The organism is Leisingera sp. F5, assembly GCF_001593695.1.
The window spans coordinates 1-1,398 of the sequence record NZ_LUKH01000972.1; the positions used below are offsets into that span (position 1 = coordinate 1).

General features: G+C 61.3%; 3 protein-coding genes. All 3 read left to right on the plus strand.

Annotated features, from left to right (window positions below; genetic code table 11):
- Positions 1 to 40: 40 nt before the first annotated feature.
- Positions 41 to 769 (plus strand): ComF family protein, encoded by a 729-nt coding sequence (locus A2I95_RS37995; RefSeq protein ID WP_291737591.1) that lies wholly within the window; start codon positions 41 to 43, stop codon positions 767 to 769.
- A gap of 82 nt (positions 770 to 851) precedes the next feature.
- The gene (gene grxC / locus A2I95_RS38000) at positions 852 to 1,109 is read left to right on the plus strand and encodes a glutaredoxin 3 (protein ID WP_291737592.1); all 258 of its coding nucleotides are present in this window, start codon (positions 852 to 854) and stop codon (positions 1,107 to 1,109) included.
- 15 nt (positions 1,110 to 1,124) lie between these two features.
- On the plus strand, positions 1,125 to 1,398 hold a 274-nt coding region (locus A2I95_RS38005), incomplete at its 3' end, for a nitrilase-related carbon-nitrogen hydrolase (protein WP_291737593.1).

The window sequence follows — 1,398 nt, forward strand, 5'->3', positions numbered from 1 at the left end:
AAAAAGCTGTGCGGGTGCTTGTGTCATGAGGGCCGTTTAGATGCTGCTGACCAGGATTCAAACTGCTGTTTCGCTGATCTATCCGCCGCAATGCATGGGCTGCGGGGGGCTGGTTGGCAGCGACTTTGGCCTGTGCGGTTCTTGCTGGGCCGAGATGCATTTCATCAGCGGCACGGTCTGCGAGGGCTGCGGCGCTCCGCTGCCGGGCGAGGCGGACGGCTTTCGGCTGGAATGCGACAGCTGCCTGCGCCATCCGCGTCCTTGGAGCCAAGGGCGATCTGCGCTGCTCTATGAGGGGCGGGGCCGCAAGCTGGTTCTGGCTTTGAAACACGGGGACCGGACGGAAATTGCACATATGGCCGCTGGATGGCTGGAGCGGGCCGTGCAGCCGATGCTGGCAGAGAATCCCCTGATATGCCCGGTGCCGCTGCATTGGACCCGGCTGCTGAAGCGTAAGTATAATCAATCCGCCTTGCTTGCTGAAGCAGTGGCAGACCGGATTGGCCTGGAGCATTGCCCGGATCTGCTGCGCAGATTCCGGCGGACCCCCGCACTGGAAGGCAAGACACGGGACCAGCGTTTTCAGCATTTGGGTGCAGCAATTGCAACCCACCCGGGCCGGGAGGGGCGGATCAAAGGGCGCACGGTTCTGATCGTGGATGACGTGATGACCTCCGGTGCCACTCTTAGTGCCTGCACTGATGCCTGTCTGCAGGCCGGTGCGGCGGAGGTGCGGGTGGCGGTGCTGGCCCGGGTCACGCAAGCGTGAGGCTGCCCGCGGGCCTCTGGCAATTGTTGCATTGAACCCCCAATTCATCCACAACCTTCGAAACCAGACTATGGGGTCCTGAATGAAAACAGTTGAAATCTACACCTCGCCTCTGTGCGGATACTGCCACGCCGCCAAGCGTCTGCTGAATCAGAAGGGTGTTACCTTTTCGGAAATCAACGTGCTGGCGCAGCCGGATTGCAAGGCACAGATGATCCAGCGCGCCAATGGCGGCCGCACGGTGCCGCAGATCTTTATCGGCGAAACCCATGTCGGCGGCTGTGACGATCTTTTTGCGCTGGAACAGGCGGGCAAACTGGACCCGCTGCTTGCGGCCTGAACCCGGAGAGATAAAATGCGCGCAGCTCTGCTTCAGATGACATCCACCGACATCCCGGCTGAAAACCTGGAGACCGTGAAGGCGATGATGGCGGAAGCTGTGCGCGGCGGGGCGGGATTTGTGCTGACACCCGAGGTCACCAATTGCCTCTCCGGCAGCCGGACCCATCAGAATGGTGTCCTGTGTCACGAAGAGGATGACCTAACGCTGGCCGACCTGCGTGACGAGGCGGCAAAACACGGCATATGGCTGCTGCTGGGTTCTCTGGGCATCAAGACCCACGACAACG